Source organism: Syntrophus aciditrophicus SB (genome assembly GCF_000013405.1).
Classification (GTDB): Bacteria; Desulfobacterota; Syntrophia; order Syntrophales; family Syntrophaceae; genus Syntrophus; species Syntrophus aciditrophicus.
Map to the genome: position 1 here is coordinate 1,447,590 of NC_007759.1, position 18,167 is coordinate 1,465,756.

At 49.4% G+C, this 18,167-nt stretch carries 16 protein-coding genes and 1 tRNA gene; 15 read left to right on the plus strand and 2 right to left on the minus strand.

The annotated features are described in order from the left end of the window. Window positions 1–453: 453 nt before the first annotated feature. Window positions 454–2,427, plus strand: coding sequence for an aldehyde ferredoxin oxidoreductase N-terminal domain-containing protein (locus SYN_RS06725; RefSeq protein WP_011417319.1), 1,974 nt, complete (start codon window positions 454–456; stop codon window positions 2,425–2,427). A gap of 1 nt (window position 2,428) precedes the next feature. Further along, window positions 2,429–2,989, plus strand: a complete 561-nt coding sequence (locus SYN_RS06730) for a (4Fe-4S)-binding protein (RefSeq protein WP_041584633.1) — start codon at window positions 2,429–2,431, stop codon at window positions 2,987–2,989. Between the two features lie 209 nt (window positions 2,990–3,198). Here the strand turns inward: SYN_RS06730 and SYN_RS06735 are convergent, their stop codons facing one another. Then, entirely contained in the window at window positions 3,199–3,423 is a 225-nt protein-coding gene (locus tag SYN_RS06735; RefSeq protein WP_011417320.1) for a hypothetical protein, read from the minus strand. A gap of 111 nt (window positions 3,424–3,534) precedes the next feature. Next, window positions 3,535–4,746, minus strand: a complete 1,212-nt coding sequence (glp, locus tag SYN_RS06740; protein WP_011417321.1) for a molybdopterin molybdotransferase MoeA — start codon at window positions 4,744–4,746, stop codon at window positions 3,535–3,537. A 467-nt stretch (window positions 4,747–5,213) separates the two neighbouring features. Between glp and SYN_RS06745 the strand changes: the two genes are divergently transcribed. From SYN_RS06745 to lysA, 13 genes are all read left to right on the plus strand, one after another. After that, window positions 5,214–5,290 (plus strand) — tRNA-Arg (locus SYN_RS06745). Between the two features lie 106 nt (window positions 5,291–5,396). Continuing rightward, a complete protein-coding gene (miaB, locus tag SYN_RS06750) occupies window positions 5,397–6,782 on the plus strand; it encodes a tRNA (N6-isopentenyl adenosine(37)-C2)-methylthiotransferase MiaB (protein WP_011417322.1) in 1,386 nt (461 codons plus the stop codon). Next, window positions 6,772–7,272 carry a bifunctional nuclease family protein gene (locus SYN_RS06755; protein WP_011417323.1) on the plus strand — a complete coding sequence of 167 codons (501 nt, stop codon included), beginning with the start codon at window positions 6,772–6,774 and terminating at the stop codon, window positions 7,270–7,272. Before miaB ends, SYN_RS06755 begins: the two co-directional genes overlap by 11 nt. Window positions 7,273–7,558: 286 nt before the next feature. Next, window positions 7,559–8,491 (plus strand): tyrosine recombinase XerC, encoded by a 933-nt coding sequence (xerC, locus tag SYN_RS06760; protein ID WP_011417324.1) that lies wholly within the window; start codon window positions 7,559–7,561, stop codon window positions 8,489–8,491. A 16-nt stretch (window positions 8,492–8,507) separates the two neighbouring features. Further along, window positions 8,508–9,092 carry an ATP-dependent protease subunit HslV gene (hslV, locus tag SYN_RS06765; protein ID WP_049750036.1) on the plus strand — a complete coding sequence of 195 codons (585 nt, stop codon included), beginning with the start codon at window positions 8,508–8,510 and terminating at the stop codon, window positions 9,090–9,092. Between the two features lie 24 nt (window positions 9,093–9,116). Beyond that, the gene (gene hslU, locus SYN_RS06770) at window positions 9,117–10,499 is read left to right on the plus strand and encodes an ATP-dependent protease ATPase subunit HslU (RefSeq protein ID WP_011417326.1); all 1,383 of its coding nucleotides are present in this window, start codon (window positions 9,117–9,119) and stop codon (window positions 10,497–10,499) included. A gap of 82 nt (window positions 10,500–10,581) precedes the next feature. After that, window positions 10,582–11,472, plus strand: a complete 891-nt coding sequence (argB, locus tag SYN_RS06775; RefSeq protein ID WP_011417327.1) for an acetylglutamate kinase — start codon at window positions 10,582–10,584, stop codon at window positions 11,470–11,472. A 76-nt stretch (window positions 11,473–11,548) separates the two neighbouring features. Next, a complete protein-coding gene (locus SYN_RS06780; protein ID WP_011417328.1) occupies window positions 11,549–12,739 on the plus strand; it encodes an acetylornithine transaminase in 1,191 nt (396 codons plus the stop codon). Beyond that, window positions 12,736–13,644: an ornithine carbamoyltransferase gene (gene argF / locus SYN_RS06785; protein ID WP_011417329.1), complete on the plus strand. Its 909-nt coding sequence runs from the start codon at window positions 12,736–12,738 to the stop codon at window positions 13,642–13,644. Before SYN_RS06780 ends, argF begins: the two co-directional genes overlap by 4 nt. A gap of 16 nt (window positions 13,645–13,660) precedes the next feature. Beyond that, window positions 13,661–14,866 (plus strand): argininosuccinate synthase, encoded by a 1,206-nt coding sequence (locus SYN_RS06790; protein WP_011417330.1) that lies wholly within the window; start codon window positions 13,661–13,663, stop codon window positions 14,864–14,866. A gap of 40 nt (window positions 14,867–14,906) precedes the next feature. Continuing rightward, window positions 14,907–16,325 carry an argininosuccinate lyase gene (gene argH, locus SYN_RS06795; RefSeq protein ID WP_011417331.1) on the plus strand — a complete coding sequence of 473 codons (1,419 nt, stop codon included), beginning with the start codon at window positions 14,907–14,909 and terminating at the stop codon, window positions 16,323–16,325. Continuing rightward, window positions 16,322–16,795, plus strand: coding sequence for a hypothetical protein (locus SYN_RS06800; protein ID WP_011417332.1), 474 nt, complete (start codon window positions 16,322–16,324; stop codon window positions 16,793–16,795). The genes argH and SYN_RS06800 overlap by 4 nt, the downstream gene beginning before the upstream one ends. Before the next feature lie 82 nt (window positions 16,796–16,877). After that, window positions 16,878–18,161: a diaminopimelate decarboxylase gene (lysA, locus tag SYN_RS06805; protein ID WP_011417333.1), complete on the plus strand. Its 1,284-nt coding sequence runs from the start codon at window positions 16,878–16,880 to the stop codon at window positions 18,159–18,161. Window positions 18,162–18,167: the final 6 nt, after the last annotated feature.

An 18,167-nucleotide genomic window follows, 5' to 3' on the forward strand; every position in this document is an offset into this window, starting at 1 on the left:
AACCTGCATACTGAATAGCTGCAACCACTTTTGTCCGGGGATTTGTTCCTTCGAGTCAACAGGACTTTTGTCTTTTATCGGCAGGAAAAGATATTCCACTCGCAAATAAAATGATTTTTTAAGCATAATAAACATTTATTTCCTGACCATTAATTACACTTGAACACAATCGAACGACATCCGGCGATAATTTGTGTCTGATCCACAAAAGCGACTTTTCGATTCGTTCATTAAAAAACCAGCTATACCTTAAATTCTTGTTTATTTAATAAATCATCCAATATCAGCCTAATATGAAGTTATGATTTTGATTAGGAGGGCCAAAAATAAAAGTTGTTCCATTTAAAAAAAAGTCGCCTCATTGTTGACGGATAGGTCTGTTATGCTTAAATTATCACAAAAGGTGCGTAACGAACATTTAAAGAATATCTAAAAAGATAAAGGGGTAAAAAAATGAGGTACGCAGAAACAGGATATAACCTGGAGATTGATTTAACCACAGGCAACGTTGAGAGGGTCGAGACGGACCCGAAAGACACGGAATTTTTACTTGGGGGCGTGGGGACATCCTCGAAGATCATGTGGGACAGGGTCGGTCCTGAAGTCAAGCCCTTCGATCCGGAGAATCTGCTCATCTTCAGTTCGGGACTCTTATGCGGCACGTCCTGTCCCGGAGCGAACCGCACCATGATTACATCGGTTTCGCCCCAGACGGATTTCGTGGCCTATTCGATGATGGGCGGATTTTTTTCGCCGGAAATGAAGTACGCCGGCTACGACAAGATCATCTTCCGCGGCAAGTCCCCGAAACTGGTTTACATCTGGATCAAGGATGACAAGGTGGAAATCCGGGATGCATCCCATCTGTCCGGCAAAGGCTCCGTGGAAACTCAGGAACTGATTCGTCAGGAATTGAAGGAACCGCGGGCTCACGTGGCGGCCATCGGGCTGGCCGGTGAAAACAGGGTCTTTTTTGCCTCCATCGAACAGGGCCGGTCCAGCGCCAGCCGTCTGGGACTGGGCGCCGTCATGGGAGACAAGGGAATCAAGGCGATCGCCATTCGGGGAACCAAGGACCTCAATGTGGCCCGTCCGGCCGAACTGATCGAGATCAACAACTGGCAGATGGAGTACATGTGGTGGCGGCAGGAGAATCCGATTCCCAAGATGATGCCCATCATGGCCATTCTCGGGTCTCCGCAGGAGATGCTGGAATGTGACGAAAAGTGGCACACGGAGAACTTCTCCTGGGGAAATTCCCGTGTTCGGAGAAAGAATTTCTGGACCCCTGAAATCGAGGAGGCGTGGACCAGGCAGCAGCTTAGCGCGCGGAAGCGGTTGATCAGCTGCTACAACTGTCCGATCAAATGCGGTGCGTTGATCTCCGTTCCGGGAGTCGCCGCTTACATGATGAAATGCTTCACGAAACTGACCTACGCCATGGGCGCCTTCGTGGACGACCTGGAGTGGGGTCTCCAGACCGCGGGAAAGGCCATCGAGTATGGCGTGGACGGATTTTCCTGTCCCCAGGTCGTTGCCTACGCCTTTGAGTTGAAGGAAGCCGGGATTCTGACCGAGGAAGATTTTGCCGGAACGGATGCCTATCCTCCCTGTCCGGAAGATAATGCGGGAAGATTCCTTTGGATGCTGGACCGCATCGTCCGCCGGGAAGGGATCGGCAACATCTTCGCCGACGGCACCTACTGGGCGGGCAAAACGATCGGCAAGGGCGCGGAAAAATACGCCCACAACAACATTCGGAAACATGAGCAGGCGCCGCTCAAGCTTGGCGCTGTCAACCCCATTTACTACCTGATGTACTGCACCAACGAAAAATTGAACATCACCCAGATTGAAGGGCAGTGGCCCCAGATGCCTTACTCCAAGCCGGAGGACAGAGAGGCGTATGTGAAGGATTGGTTCCAGGTTCCCGATGACCGGTTCAAGGAGTGGTTCAAGCTCTGGGAGATGAAAGGCGAACACGCCCTGCCGTATTTCCCGGGCATCCCGGAAATCTTTGAGATCGTGGACTGGATGGAGAGGATGCACCTGATCGACGACATGTGCGGGGTCTGCACCGGAATCTCGGCATTCCACCTGAAGCCCCCTTATCATATTCACAATTACCCGAAAATCATCTCCGCGGCGACCGGAATGGATATAAGCGAAGAAGAGCTGATCAAGATCACCAAGAGGGATCGTCAGTTAATCCGGGCCAACAACGTCCGCAGAGGCTGGAGGCAGATCGACGATATGCCGCCTGAAGATCACTGGGCAAAGAGACTTCCCGAATACGAAAAGCAGCTTCTGGAAGGCTACCAGGCATACAAGGGCTGGGATACGGAAGGCATTCCGACAAAAGAGTCTCTGGAGTCACTGGATCTGGGTTTCGTTGCTGAAGACTTTGAGAAGAGAGGTATTTTCTAAAATGGCCAAGATAAAGAAAAAAATAAAGACGATCAAGATTGACGAGTCGAAATGCAATGGCTGCCGGGCATGCGAGATGATCTGCTCCGCCTTCCATTCCACTCCGAAGTACAGCACCATCAATCCGGAGAGGTCGCGCATCCGGATGTATCGCGACGTGAGAAACGACCTGTATCTTCCCGTTTATGCCGGCGAGTATACAGCCGCCGAGTGCATGGGCAGAGACGTCTATGTCATTGACGGCAGGGAGTACGAAGAGTGCGCCTTCTGCCGGGCGGCCTGCCCGTCCCGGGACATTTTCCATGAACCCGATTCCGGCCTTCCGCTCAAATGCGATATGTGTGAAGACGACCCTCCCCAGGAAGTTCCCCTCTGTGTCAAGTGGTGCCTTAATGACGCCCTGATTTACGAGGAGCGGGAAGAGGAAGTCGAGGAAGGGATTGAGATGGAGGACGTGGAGACCGGATTGTTAGCCATGGTGGACAAATACGGCCTGCAGAAGGTCCTGGATACTGCCGCCCGGGTAGCCAAAAAGGGCGAATCCGTCGAATCGAAAAAATAAAAAAGGAAAAGCGCAATAAAGGGCTTGGTCAAATTAAGGCTAAGCCCTTTATTGCCACATAAAATATTTAATCTATTCTTTTGTCTTTTTTAGCTTCGCATGTAGAGAGCTGAATGGGAAATCTGTGCAATCCGGTGTTTATTATGCTTGTCTGATCGTTTGGATTGAATTATTGTGTCCTGGAATGTTCAGAAACTGATTTTTCAGATTCAATAATAAGGATTATCATTAATCTCCTTTTTGAACCTGCGATGAGCCTCATCATCAAAATCCGCGGAATCAATATCATTCTCCTGAAATTCTTTCATCATATCTCTGACTGAATAATACTCCCTTGATATGGAATTCTTTTTCCCGATATTTACAATAAAGTGATCGGAGCTATAGGTGATCTTGACATAACTTTTTTCTTCTTCCTTCAAATTCAATTCCATTATTTACGTCTCCTTTCGCCTTCCTACATGAACTCATTTGACATAAACGATTCAAACACCCCTTGTTTGAACAGGGGTGGTCTGTAAGGAAAAATCCTACATCCTGAATTGCTATTTCAGCATTTGAACAGAAATGACCGATCCTTCTTCAAGGTATGCCTTGCCTTCGGGGATTGAGGCCACTGCTGTTGCGTCGGCAAGGCAGCTTAAGCGACTGCGTTTCGGCATTGGGAAAAAGTTCGGCAACTCATCATTCATTTCAAGAGTGCCGAAAAAGAAATCAGTCCAGTCAGGATCGCCCTCGCTGAGTTCAGAGGCAAGCCTCGCAGTGATTCTGGGGAGACCGGGAGATGAGTGACCGGAAAGGGCAAGAATCCCGGGCAAGGCAATCTGGAGGAACCCCATAAGATTGGAAGGAGGGCCACCGGCAAGAATGAATACCGGCTTTTTGTCAAGAAAGCCGAGACCGGCAGCCTTGCCGGGTCCCATGCGAATCCTATGAAAGATTTCCTTCCATCCGAGCTCTTCAAGGATCGGTGCCACCATGTCGTGGTCTCCTGTCCATGCTCCTCCGCTTGTGATCACGGCATCTGTTTCTGCAGCCATTTTCTTCAAGGAATCAAAGAGGGCAGCATGGTCATCCTTTACAATCGTGATGCGGGTGTTCATCCTGTATATATTGCACCATCCTGCCAAGGTCGTGATATTGCTTGCGTAGAGCTTGCCCTCTGTCAATGGGGTGCCCGGAGCGACGATTTCGTCGCCTGTGCCTATAATTCCGACAACTGGGTTTCTAAAGACAGGAACAATAGAGTGTCCCGCCGCTGCCAGGAGACCCGCCAGAATGGGTGATATTTGCTGGCCTTTACGGAGTATGCATTTCCCGAAAGCCACATCGCTGCCACGCCTCAGAATATTCTTGGGTTCGGCGAAGGCCTCGATCAGCACTTCATGGACTCCCTTTTTTACATATTCTTCGGCCACCACGCCGTCAGCTCCCGTCGGGATAGCGGCTCCCGTCAATACCCTGACCGTTGTGCCGGGTTCAACCTGAATATTGTTTTCGCCTCCCGCAGCCATGGAACCAAGGACATGAAGTCGAACCGGAGTTTCAGCCGTAGCTTTTGCTACATCATGGGACAGCACCGCGTAGCCGTCTTTACGGGATGAATCCATGGCAGGGGAATCCACCAGGGCGTGGAGGTCCGAGGCTGCTACGCGGTCAACACTGTCAATCAAGGGAACATTCTCAGCAGACAGCGGTTTTATATTTTCCAACGTCAGACACAAGGCATCTTTAAGGCCCAGAGATATGCTTTTCATGGCAACTTTCGTGTTGGCAGGTTAACAAAAACAATTTTTGTGTTCAAGCGGGCCTTTTCCGGTAAGAACAGCGATGTTCCATTTCAGGAATAAGTTGAACACAGGGAAAGTGGGAAAGGCCGCCTTGAGGGCAAGAAAATGATCGAAAAGAGCTTACCCCCAAGGGGGATCGTCCCGATCCCGGCGGGTACCGTCCGGGTCTGACTTGCCTTTCCCGGGGTAAAGAAACTAAGAGAGTGTATATATCATCTGAGGCATAACGTCAAAACAAATTCTAATGACCACAATCAGCATTAATAATTAGTATATTTTGAAATCAGATTCGCTTCCCGGGGGAAAAATCTTTTCTTGACAATCACGTCTTATCAGTATAGTTACGAATCCTCTTGAAACTTAACAATGAAGGGCTGGTGACGGGTTTGATTCCCTTCACTAAACCCGCGTGCGTATGGATATTGACGGATTTTGCGCCCGTAGCTCAGCTGGATAGAGTCGCAGACTTCGAATCTGTTGGTCGTAGGTTCGAATCCTACCGGGCGTACCATACGTATCCCGCCGGAAAAGCTGTTTTACAACATAATTCAGCATCTCCAATCCTTAAAATTCCTTTGTAAATAAATATTTGTTGACTAAGTTCATGTAGCATATTAATGATGAAAAGCAGTAATAAATCTTCAGGATCATTGATTAGATTGGATAAAAAGCATATTTACATACAGACACTCGGCTGTCAGATGAATGTTCACGATTCTGAACAGATTGCGGCACTGATGGAGGAAAAAGGGTATATCTGTACGGAGGATGCAAACGAGGCGGATCTGATTATACTCAACACATGCAGCATTCGGGAAAAGGCGGCTCAGAAGGCAAAAAGTCAACTGGGGCGGTACCGAAACCTGAAGAGAAAAAAAAGAAATCTGCTCATCGGTGTGGGGGGGTGTCTCGCTCAACAACTGGGGGATGAGCTTCTTACAAAAGTGCCGGATATCGATTTTATTTTCGGTACACACAATATTCACCAGCTTCCGGATTTCATTTCCAGGATAGAAAAAAGCAGAAAAAAAATTGTGGAAACGACTCTTCATCCCTCTACGCCGTCCATCGGTGTGTTGGCTTTGCCTTGTAATGGTCAGGTTTCAAGTTTTGTGACGATCATGCAGGGATGCAATAATTTTTGTTCGTATTGCATTGTTCCCTACGTCCGCGGCCGTGAAGAAAGTCGACCCCCGGAAGATATTATCCATGAAATCAGAATGCTGGCCGACCACGGTGTTAAGGAAGTCACGCTTCTCGGACAGAATGTCAACTCCTATGCGAGAAAGACAAGTGGAGAGATGGGCTTTGCGGAACTGCTTCGGGAAATTGAAAAGATCAAAGGAATTGAGCGGATGCGGTTTACCACGTCTCATCCTAAGGATCTTTCCGAATTCCTCATTACTGCGTTTTCAGATTTGAGCAAGTTGTGCCACCACATTCACCTGCCTTTTCAATCAGGATCAGATCGGATTCTTGCCTTGATGAACCGTGGATATACGAAATCGGACTATCTGGCAAAAGTTGAACGTTTGAGAACAGTCTGCCCAGATATCAGTATTACTGCAGATGTCATTGTCGGATTTCCAGGCGAGTCGGACGAAGATTTCAAAGAAACAATTGACATGATGAATCAAATCAGATTTGATAATCTTTTTTCATTTAAATATTCGGAACGGGAAGGAACCGCAGCCGTAAAAATGGACGGAAAAGTGAGCGAACCGCTCAAGCTTGAAAGGCTGCAGATTTTACAGGCACTTCAGGAACAGCATACATTGGAGAAAAACAAGGCGATGGAAGGAAAACAGGAAGACGTCCTGGTGGAAGGATTCAGTAAAAATTGCCGAAAAGACCTTACTGGACGAACATCGACGAATAAAATCGTCAACTTCAGCGGGTGTGTTGATCTTATTGGAGACATGGTGTCCGTGCTCATTAAAGAAGCCTATTTGCATTCCCTCAGGGGAGAAATGCTCTGCGAGGAGGTCGTTCATGCAAATTGAAATGAAAGTGTCCGGACTGACGATTGATCCGATTACCAATACGCCGATTGTAATTCTGAAGGATTTTCAAGAGAAAAAGGTCATACCCATCTGGATCGGCATATTCGAAGCAAGCGCAATCGCCACGGAACTGGAAAAAATCAAATTTTCCCGGCCCATGACGCATGATCTCCTTTGTGATCTTTTGAATGTTCTGGAAGCCATGGTATCCCGGATAGAAATCAATGATGTCAGGAACAATACATTTTACGCGCACATTGTACTGGTGAAGGACGGCCATAACTATATTGTGGACTCCCGCCCGAGTGATGCCATTGCCCTCGCGTTGAGAGCGAATGCTCCCATATTTGTTCACGATAAAGTCATCGAAAAAGCCAGAAATATCGACTTCGGCCCGAATGCCGGTGACGTTGATGATCTCAAACAGGAAAAGATGAAGGAATTTCTTGAAAATCTGTCCAACGACGATTTCGGTAAGTATAAGATGTAAAATTCCTCATTTCATATAGAAAATAAAGAAGGATATTTCGTGTGCCATCCGTGTATGGGCGGGGTCATGCCTCGCCCATACATTTATTTTGGCTGGAAGCCGGCGCCTATTAATCTACTGCGACAGGGTGCCTCCGGATATTGAGCCTTCGTGAAAACCGCGGGTGTTTAAAAATGCGGAATCAGCGCTGCAGGCAGTTCATAAAACCATATGGTCAGTGAGCCCGTTGATTATTGATGAATAGATCTTTTACGGGAAAATTGATAAAGACTCCTTGAGGCGATGAATGGATGAGCTAATCAAAGAATTTGATCGTTACATGGACTTGGAGAGAAATCTCTCAACGCACACACGAAAAAATTATTTAAGCGACTTAAATCAATTCAAAATATATCTTGAAGAAAATCATCGTGTTCCAACCGAATTAAAAACAGAGGCCTGGCAGAATGTAGATTATATGATGGTAAGAGCGTTTCTTGGGGCTCTCTATCGGCGCAGAGTCAAGAAAGTGACGATAGCCCGGAAACTGGCTTCTCTTAGAGCTTTTTTCAAATATCTGCATCAGAAGAGAAAAATTCAATGCAATCCACTGGAAGCCGTTTCGACTCCTCGGACGGAAAAGTATATTCCCGCAGTTCTTTCAGTTGATGAAATCTTTGTCCTGCTGAATCTTCCTTTCCCGGAGGATGTTTTTGGCTTGAGGGATCGAGCGATTCTGGAGCTCTTTTATTCCAGCGGCATTCGAGTCAGTGAGCTGACAGGAATCAATGAGGAGGATATGGATTTTTCTCAGGGACTGATCAGAATCCGCGGTAAAGGGAAAAAAGAGAGGATTGTACCCATAGGCCAACCGGCAAGTGAGGCTGTCCAGCGCTATATGATGAAAAAACCTGGGAGTGAAACGTCGGGAAAGGCGGTCGCTACTTGTCCCGTACCCCTGTTTGTGAATCGCAGGCAAGGGCGGTTATCTGCACGCAGTGTGGCGAGAATTTTGAGCAAATACGTTTCCATGAGCGGTCTTCAAAAGCAAATCAGTCCCCATACGCTGCGACACAGCTTCGCCACCCATCTTATGGATGCAGGGGCTGATCTGCGGTCTATTCAAGAGCTTCTTGGCCATGAAAGTTTGTCGACAACTCAGAAATATACCGCAGTCAGTGTGAACAGGCTGATGGCCGTCTATGACAGGGCTCATCCAAAGGCCCGGGGAGGTCACTGAAAGAAAAATGCAGAAAATGAGAGGGACAACCATAGTTGCGGTTAAGCACAAAGGTAAAGTCACGGTGGCCGGTGACGGGCAGGTCACTCTGGACGTGACGGTCATGAAACACGGGGCCAGGAAGGTCAGGAGACTCTACCACGACGAGGTGATCGTCGGATTTGCCGGAACAACAGCGGATGCCTTTACGCTGTTTGATCGCTTCGATTCCAAACTGGAGCAATATAACGGGAATCTCCTGCGTGCCGCGGTGGAACTGACAAAAGATTGGAGGACGGACCGGATTCTGCGGCATCTCGAAGCCCTGATGATTGCCGTGAGCAGGGATCATTTTCTTATGATCTCCGGAAATGGCGATGTGATCGAATCTGATGACGATGTCATGGCCATTGGCTCCGGCGGACCATATGCCCTGGCTGCAGCCCGCGCCATGATCCGGTATTCTGATTTGCCGGCAACGGAAATCGCCAGGGAAGCGGTTCAAATTGCTTCAGAAATCTGCATTTATACAAATGACAACATCACGGTAGAAGAACTGGATACCGAACAGGAAAGCGAACCGGTAGAGAAAAAAACACGGAGAATAAAGCCCCGGGGGTAGATAGTCGCCGGAAGGAGGCTGTTCATGTCATCAAATTCATTAACACCTGCGGAAATCGTCGAAAAGCTTGATCAGCATATTATTGGGCAGGCCGATGCCAAGCGTGCGGTTGCCATTGCCCTGAGAAACCGCTGGCGGCGTCAGAATGTGCCCGATGAACTCAGGGACGAAATCGCTCCGAAGAACATCATCATGATCGGACCGACAGGCGTGGGAAAGACGGAGATAGCTCGAAGGCTGGCCAAGATCGATAATTCTCCTTTCCTCAAGGTGGAAGCCTCGAAGTTCACCGAAGTGGGATATGTGGGGCGGGATGTGGAATCCATGATCCGTGATCTGGTGGATCTGGCCGTGAACATGGTTAGAGAGGAGGAGCAGGAAAAGGTCCTTGCTCGGGCAGCAGAGATTGCCGAGGAAAGGCTTCTGGATCTTCTGCTGCCTCCAAAGCCCGTTGAGCGGAATGTTGATGAGATGATGGCCGATCATTCCCAGTTGCCGGAAAAAAGCGAACAGGCCAAGCCCTACGATTCAACAAGAGAAAAACTGCGCCGTCTCCTGCATGACGGAAAGCTGAATGGCCGCTATGTGGATCTGGAATTGACCGAGACACGCAGCGCACCAATGATTGAAATCTTTTCTTCATCGGGCGTTGAAGATCTGGGGCTGAACCTTAAGGAAATGTTTGGGAACATGCTTCCGCAGAAGAAAAAAATCAGCCGCGTCAATGTTACAGAGGCATTGGAAATTCTGACGGAAGAAGAGGCCCAGCGTCTTGTGGATATGGATAAGGTTACCCGGACGGCACTCGATCGGGTGGAGCAATCAGGAATTATTTTTCTCGATGAAATTGATAAAGTTGTGGGGAGTGACACTCCTTCAGGACCGGATGTATCCCGGGAAGGGGTCCAGCGCGATCTTTTGCCCATTGTCGAAGGGTCAAATGTTAATACCCGGTATGGCATGGTCCGAACCGACCATATCCTTTTTATAGCCGCCGGCGCCTTCAGTTCTTCCAAACCATCGGATCTCATCCCCGAACTCCAGGGAAGATTTCCAATCCGTGTTGAATTGGATTCTCTGGGGAAGGAGGAGTTTATCCGGATTCTCAAAGAACCCAACAACGCCCTGATCAAACAGTACACGGAAATGATGGCAACCGAAGGGGTTTCGCTCTTTTTTACAGATGATTCCATTGCTGAAATTGCCGACGTCGCCGCTGTTGTCAATGAAAGAACAGAAAATATCGGTGCGAGGCGGCTGTATACGATCATGGAGATTCTCCTGGAGGATATTTCCTTCAATGCCCCAGGGTTATCAGGGCAAAAAGTTGTTATCGATGAGCAATATGTTGAAGACAAACTTTGCGATATAATTGAAGACGAAGATCTCAGCCGTTACATCCTGTAACTTGCCTTTTTCCTGGCTTTGCAGCATGGGGTGATGCCTGAGATTTATTATTTGAAGATATATTAATGAGGATGGAGTCATAATGAACACGATAGAAAAACCCACGGAAAAGGCGGAGATCCTGCTGGAAGCGCTTCCTTACATCCGTCGCTTTTACAACCGAACCGTTGTCATCAAATACGGCGGACACGCCATGGTGGATGATGAACTGAAGCAATCTTTTGCCAAAGATGTCCTGATGATGAAATATATCGGAATCAATCCCGTGGTCGTTCATGGAGGAGGACCGCAGATCGGCTCTTTTCTTAAAAAACTGGGTAAAGACTCCAAATTCATCCAGGGAATGCGGGTAACAGACGAAGAAACCATGAACATTGTCGAAATGGTTCTCGTAGGCAAAGTCAACAAGGAAATCGTCGGTCTTATCAACCATGCTGGGGGCAAAGCCGTGGGCCTGAGCGGCAAGGACGGCAGTCTCATTCGGGCGGAAAAGTATTACCTCAGTGCGGAGAAGGCAAAGGATACTCCACCGGAAATCATTGATATCGGACTTGTGGGCAAGGTTAAGGAAATTAATGCGGATTTGATTACATCCCTTGTCCGCGACGGCTTCATTCCAGTCATTGCCCCAACCGGAGCCGGAGACAGTGGGGAGACCTATAACATCAATGCCGATATTGTGGCAGGCGCCATAGCCGCCGCCCTCAAGGCGGAAAAACTGATTCTGCTGACAGATGTAGCGGGCGTATTGAATAAACAGGGCGAATTGATCAATACCATGAACAATATGGAGGCACTCGAAATGATTCATGAAGGTGTCATCGAAGGCGGCATGTTCCCCAAAGTAAAATGCTGCATGAAGTCATTGAGGGAAGGGGTACGCAAGGCTCATATCGTTGACGGACGGCTGAAACATGCCATTCTGCTGGAAATGTTCACCGATAAGGGAATTGGAACGGAACTCGTACTGTAATTACTTGCGGAAGGCGGTTCAAAGGACGGATTTCAAAAACTGGATAATGGAAACTCGCCCTTGGGAGGGATAGGGAATGACAACAGAGGAACTGATTGCGCTTTCTGAAAAGAATATCATGGGAACCTATCGCCGTTTTCCTATTGTTCTGACCAGGGGAGAAGGCGTTCGGGTCTGGGACAGAGATGGTAAAGAATATCTCGACTTTGTAGCCGGCATAGCGGTCTGCAGTCTGGGGCATTCTCACCCGGCCGTGGTCGAGGCCATCAAACGGCAGGCCGAAACCCTCATGCATGTATCGAATCTCTATCATATCGAGCCGCAGATTCACTTTGCCGACCAGCTCGTGAAGCATTCTTTCGCAGATAAGGTATTTTTCTGCAACAGCGGCGCTGAAGCCAATGAAGGAGCAATCAAGCTTGCACGCAAATACGCTTTTGAAAACATGGAGCCCGGCCGCTGCGAGTTGATTACTATGAAAGATTCTTTTCATGGAAGAACATTGGCAACGATTACTGCTACGGGTCAGAAAAAGTTTCAGGTTGGTTTTGAGCCCTTGCCGGAAGGGTTCAATTATGTCCCTTTCAACGACCTTGCTGCTCTGGAGGGGGCGGTGACGGAGCGGACATGCGGCGTTCTCCTCGAACCCATTCAGGGAGAGGGCGGTGTTCGAATGCCTGACAGGCATTACCTGAGAAAAGTAAGGGAGTTATGCGATGACAGGGGCATTCTGATGATCCTCGACGAAGTGCAGGTCGGCATGGGACGCACCGGACATTTATTTGCTTATGAACACGATTCGGTGACACCGGATATCATGACACTGGCCAAGGCGTTGGGAAACGGCTTCCCAATTGGCGCCGTGCTGGCGACTGACCGGGTTGCATCCTCTTTCGTCCCGGGAAGCCATGCCTCCACCTTCGGAGGAAATCCACTCGCCATGGCTGCAGGACTTACCGTAATGGAAACTCTCCTTGAGGGAGATATCCTGGAGAATTGTCGGCGATCAGGGAGATACTTTCTTGAAAGTCTCGAAAATTTAAAGAGGAAATATCCGTTTGTGAAGGAAGTCCGAGGACGGGGATTGATAATTGGAATGGAACTGACTGCTGAGGGAACCGATATTGTCCGTTCCTGCATGGAAAAGGGGCTGCTGATCAACTGCACGAGCGGAAATGTTTTGCGCTTTATTCCGCCGTTGATCATAACGGAAGCGGAAGTGGATCGGGCGGTTGAAATACTGGACAGGGCGATGGGAGAACGATGAAAAAGGATCTGTTAAGCATCTATGATCTTGAAGCAGGAGATTTTAAGGCTATTTTTGAGAAAGCCCGGCATCTCAAGTCGGTGCATGAGCAAGGGGTGGCCTACACTCCTCTGAAGGGGAAAACGCTGGGAATGATTTTTGACAAATCTTCAACCAGAACGAGGATTTCTTTCGAAGTCGGCATGTATCAGCTCGGCGGTCTGGCTCTTTTTCTCAGCAATCGGGACACACAGCTCGGACGGGGGGAAACGGTTGCCGACAGCGCCCGGATTATGTCACGCTACCTCAATGGAATCATGATTCGCACCTTCTCTCACCTCATCATTGAAGAATTTGCCGCCCATGCCACCATCCCGGTGATCAACGGCCTGACGGATCTGCTGCATCCCTGTCAGATCCTGAGCGACCTCTTTACGATCATTGAGAAAAAAGGGAGTTACGAGAGGTTGAAAATCGTTTATGTGGGCGACGGGAACAACATCGCCAATTCCTGGATCAACGCTGCAGCCAGGCTCCCATTCCATTTGGCGCTTTCCTGTCCGGAAGGATATGATCCGGATTCCGGGATTCTCGACCGCGGGGTGAAGGAAGCAAAGGAGGGGGTGTCTCTCATGCGCGATCCGTATGAGGCCGTAAGGAATGCCGACGTCGTCTATACCGATGTCTGGGCCAGCATGGGACAGGAAGCGGAACAGGAGGCGCGGGCCAGAGTCTTCCGGCCTTATCAGATCAATGAGGCTCTGCTTTCTCCGGCAAAAAAGGACGCCATCGTCATGCATTGCCTTCCCGCGCACCGGGGTGAAGAAATTACCGCGGCAGTTCTAGATGGCCCCCGGTCGGTCATCATCGATCAGGCGGAAAACCGTCTGCATGTTCAGAAAGCGATACTGGAAATTTTAATTTAGTGAAAGGAGAAGAAAAGTGGATACCGGTGTAAAAAAAGTAGTTCTTGCTTATTCTGGCGGACTGGATACGTCAGTCATCGTCCAATGGTTGATCGAAACATACGGATGCGAAGTCATTGCCTTTGCCGCTGACGTCGGTCAGAAGGAAGAACTGGAAGGATTAAGGGAAAAAGCCATAAAAACCGGGGCCAGTAAAATCTATATCGAGGATCTCCGCGAAGAATTCGCCCGGGATTTTGTTTTTCCGGCACTGCGGGCAAACGCCATCTACGAGGGGACCTATCTGCTGGGAACATCGCTGGCAAGACCTTTGATTGCCAAACGCCAGGTGGAAATTGCCCGGGCGGAAGGGGCGGATGCGGTTTGTCATGGGGCAACGGGTAAAGGGAATGATCAGGTGCGGTTCGAATTGACCTACATGGCCTTGGAGCCGAACATCCGGATCATTTCGGCCTGGAAGGATCCAAACTGGCATTTCAAATCCCGGGAAGACATGTTTGATTACGCGGAAAAGCACAATATCCCGCTTCCTCTCACGCGGGAAAAGCCTTACAGCAGCGACCGCAATCTGTTGCATATCTCACATGAGGGCGCCATCCTGGAAGATCCCTGGGCGGAACCGCCTGAAGACATTTTTACGATATCCTTATCTCCTGAAGCAGCACCGGATAAGCCGACTTACGTGGAAATCGATTTCGAACAGGGAAATCCCGTTGCTCTCGACGGTGCACGTCTGAGTCCGGCAGCCCTGATGGAGAAGATGAATGACATAGCGGGGGCCAACGGCATCGGCCGTGTCGATATGGTGGAAAACCGGTTCGTCGGAATGAAATCCCGAGGGGTTTATGAGACGCCGGGAGGGACCGTGCTCTGGGCGGCACACCGCGCCCTGGAGTCTCTCACCATGGACAGGGAGGTGATGCTGATGCGCGATTCTCTCATTCCCAAATACGCCCAGCTGGCTTACAATGGATTCTGGTATGCCCCGGAAATGGAAGCCCTGCAGGCCTTGATCGATGAAACCCAGAAAAAGGCAACGGGCACGGTCCGGATGAAACTCTACAAGGGCAACTCTATTGTCGTCGGCAGAAAGTCCCCATATTCCCTGTATAGTGAAGACTTTGCAACCTTTGAAAAAGATCAGGTTTACAATCAGATGGATGCAACGGGGTTCATTCGGCTCAATGCATTGAGACTGCGAATCGCGGCCATGAAGAAATAAAAATGCGAAATCTGTCAGAAAGATAAGGGTTTTCACGAGAATGAAGGACAGCACGGAAAAGAGCAAACCCTGGGGCGGGCGATTTCAGGAACCGACTAACGAACTCGTGGAGGCATTCACTGCTTCGATATCGTTTGATCGGCGTCTCTATCGTTATGACATCGAAGGCAGTATCGCTCATGCCCGAATGCTGGTTCGTCAGGAAATCATAAACCGGAAAGAAGGCTTTGCCATCGTCGAGGGCCTGAAGGAGATTCAGCGGGACATTGAAACCGGCAGTTTTGAGTTTTCTCCTGGAGATGAAGACATCCATATGGCGATTGAAAAGGATCTGATCCGACGCATCGGCGATGCGGGGGCAAAACTGCATACCGGTAGAAGCAGAAATGATCAGGTCGCCCTGGATGTCCGCCTCTATCTTCGGGCTGAAATCAAAGAGATTCTTGAGTTTATGAAGGTGCTCAAAGGAGCCTTCCTTGAGCTGGCAAAGAAAGAGGCGGAAACCATCCTTCCCGGCTATACCCATCTGCAGAAGGCGCAGCCGGTCCTTCTGGCTCATTATCTTCTTGCCTGGCGGGAAATGCTCGATCGTGATGAATCACGCCTGCGGGATTGTTACCGCCGTGTGAATGTCCTCCCTCTGGGGGCTGCTGCACTGGCCGGGACCTCTCTACCCATTGACCGAGCCTATGTCGCCCGGCTGCTCAAATTTCCCGAAATATCCCGCAACAGCATGGATACAGTTTCCGACCGCGATTTCGTTGCCGAATTTCTCTTTGCCTCCTCTCTGATCATGATGCACCTGAGCCGTTTCTGTGAAGATCTGATCCTCTGGTCCTCAGGGGAATTTAATTTTGTGGAAATCTCCGATGCCTTCACGACGGGCAGCAGCATCATGCCTCAGAAAAAGAATCCCGATGTGGCGGAACTGATTCGGGGCAAGACGGGAAGGGTGTATGGCAATCTTATCGCTTTGTTGACCCTGCTGAAGGGACTGCCCATGACCTACAACCGGGACCTTCAGGAAGACAAAGAACCCCTTTTCGATACCGTCGATACGGTGAAGGCCTGCCTTCAGATCCTTGCGGAAATGATTCGAAACATGAAGTTCAACCGGGAAAAGATGAGGCAGGAAGCCGAGGGCGGATTCTCCACAGCGACGGACTTGGCTGAATATCTGGTGATGAAAGGCATTCCGTTCCGGGAAGCCCACGGCATCGTCGGGAAGCTGGTCTCTTTTTGCATTGAATGCAAGAAGGAACTGGCGCAGTTGTCCATGGAGGAATTTCAAAGGTTCTGTCCGGTGATCAACGAGGATATTCATGATCGCCTTTCCGTGTCGAACTCGGTTCGGAGCAGAAAAAGCTACGGGGGAACAGCGTGTCGGCAGGTCATGGAGCAGATCCGGCAGATAGAAGAAGGGGCTTATCCCTCAACCAGGAGAAGAAAAGAAGCATGAAACGGTTCAGTTCATGTTTGAGGGGGCACGATAACCCGTCAGGACGTTGGATATCGGTTCTGTGGTTGATGGTTTTTATTCCGGGTTTGATAATGGGATGCGGTAAAAAAGCCGACCCCATGCCGCTCCGGTTGTCCGTGCCCCAGGTTGTTAATGATTTACGGGCGGAGAGGACGGAAGAGGGAATTGTTCTGCAATGGACTGCAGCAATTTCTGAAGGAAGTTTTAGAATCCTGCGCAGCGAGCAATATCCCGAAGAAGAAATCTGCGTTGATTGTCCTCGAAATTATGTGGTCATTAGCGAGTTGACCGCGAACGATCCCAAGGCAAAGAACAAAGGTTCCGGAGTAGATTATTCCTGGATCGATACCGCCGTGAAAAAAGAAAACCGATACGCTTATCAGGTTATTGTCTGCAATGCATCGGGATTCTGTGGCGGGCCGTCCAATATCGCGGATGCAGTCAAATGATGATCAGTCAATATTTCTGCCTTGTCGAAAATCAGGGAAATCAGCCGGAGCTTGAAGAAAGAGCCTGGACGGTGCAATAAATATGAATGATTTTCTATATAAAGATCAACAGTTGTGGTGTGAGAACATTCCCGTCTCTCAAATAGCAGAGGAAGTGGGGACGCCGTTTTACCTTTACAGCCACGCGACCCTGAGGAATCATTTTCGCGTGTTTGCCGAGGCTTTCGCGAAGGTGCCCTCCATCATCTGTTTTGCGGTCAAGGCCAATTCCAACCTGGCGGTGCTCAGGGTCCTGATCGCCGAAGGTGGCGGGGTCGATATCGTGTCGGGCGGCGAGCTGTACCGTGCTCTTCAGGCCGGAGTGGAACCGGGAAAAGTCGTGTATTCCGGGGTGGGAAAGCGCGTGGATGAAATCGAATACGCCCTTCGTTCCGGAATTCTCATGTTCAATGTTGAATCGCTGCAGGAACTGGAGGTCATCAATCGATGTGCACAGAATCTGGGTGTCAGCGCGGGCATTGCCCTGAGGGTCAATCCGGATGTGGATCCCAAGACGCATCCTCATATTTCAACAGGCCTCAAAGAAAACAAATTCGGAATCGATATTGAGCGCTCTCTGGAAACCTATCGTCACGCAAGGTCTCTCCAGCATCTTGATATCAGAGGGGTAAGCTGTCATATCGGCTCACAGGTTACTCGGTTGTCGCCATTTCTTGAGGCCCTGGAAAGACTTTCGCTGTTGGTTCATCAACTGAAACGGGAAGATTTCGACATCCGCTATGTAGATCTGGGGGGCGGGCTCGGAATTACCTATAATCAGGAAATGCCGCCTCATCCCTCGGAATACGCGAAAGCCATTTTAGAAACATCCCGGGATCTGGATTGTACGTTCATATTTGAGCCGGGAAGGGTGATCGTCGGCAACGCCGGGATACTTGTCACCCGGGTTCTTTATACAAAAAGCAATGATAACAAGAATTTCATTATCGTCGATGCGGGAATGAACGATCTCGTCCGGCCGAGCCTCTACAACTCATTTCATGCGATCCGGCCGGTCATCGAGGAAAACCGTAAAGAGATCATCGCCGATGTTGTCGGTCCCATCTGTGAATCCGGTGATTATCTGGCCAAAGCCAGAAAACTAAAAGACTTCCATCGGGGAGACCTTCTTGCTGTATTCAGTGCCGGCGCATACGGGTTCACGATGGCGTCCAATTATAATTCACGACCGAGGATTCCGGAAATCATGGTCAGGGAGGATCAGTATTATGTTGTGCGCAGACGGGAAACCTATGCCGATTTAATTTCGCATGAGGAAATCCCTGCGTTTTTGAAAAACAAGGCGATATCCCGAACAGGAAAGTGAAGGAGG